Origin of the sequence: Streptomyces calidiresistens, from assembly GCF_014141525.1 — a bacterium.
Classification (GTDB): domain Bacteria; phylum Actinomycetota; class Actinomycetes; order Streptomycetales; family Streptomycetaceae; genus Streptomyces; species Streptomyces calidiresistens.
In genome coordinates this window covers 1-905 of sequence record NZ_VKHS01001324.1, presented here as the reverse complement: position 1 = coordinate 905, position 905 = coordinate 1, and the positions used below count along the sequence as shown (strand labels likewise).

At 76.7% G+C, this 905-nt stretch carries 1 protein-coding gene; it reads left to right on the top strand.

Annotation, left to right across the window (positions count from 1 at the left end):
• Nucleotides 1–905, top strand: a 905-nt coding sequence (locus FOE67_RS27110; protein WP_182667457.1) for an ABC transporter ATP-binding protein, incomplete at both ends; no start/stop codon positions are given.

The window sequence follows — 905 nt, the reverse complement described above, 5'->3', positions numbered from 1 at the left end:
TGTGTATAAGGGACACGCGCGAGCTGACCCTGCGCGTGGAGCCGGGGGAGACCCTGGCGGTGGTCGGCACCTCCGGCAGCGGCAAGTCCACCATCGCCCAGCTCCTGCCGCGCTTCTACGACCCGGACACCGGGGCCGTCCGGCTCGGCGGCCACGACCTGCGCGACCTCACCCTCGACTCGCTGCGCGACGCCATCGGCCTGGTCCCGGAGAACCCCTTCCTGTTCTCCGACACCCTGCGCGCCAACGTCGCCCACGCCCGCCCCGACGCGACCGACGCCGAACTGCGCGCCGCCGCCCGGATCGCCCGCGCCGACGGCTTCATCCGCGCCCTCCCCGACGGCTGGGACACCGTCGTCGGCGAACAGGGCCTGACCCTCTCCGGCGGCCAGCGCCAGCGCATCGCACTCGCCCGTGCCGTGCTCTCCGACCCCCGGCTGCTGATCCTGGACGACGCCACCTCGGCCGTGGACGCCCGCGTGGAGCACGAGATCCACGAGGCGCTGAACGAGGTGATGGCCGGACGCACCACCATCCTCATCGCCCACCGCCGCTCCACCCTGCTGCTCGCCGACCGCATCGCCGTCCTGGACGCCGGACGGCTGGTGGACGTCGGCACCCGCGAGGAGCTGGAGGAGCGCTGCCCGCTGTACCGGTCGCTGATCGCCGACCCCGAGCGCCTGGCCGGCACCGAACGCGACCCCGCCGGGCTCGCCGACCCGGCGGCCCGGTCGGCGACGGACGGCGGGCCCGTGTCGGCGCCGGCCGGCGGCATCACCCCCGAGCTGTGGCGCCGCCCCGAGGACCGCACCGGCGGCGGTCGCGAGGACGAGCGCCCCGGCCTGTCACCCGGCGCCGCCGTCCCCCCGCCCGGCTCCCCCGGCGGGTTCGCCGCGGCCATGGCC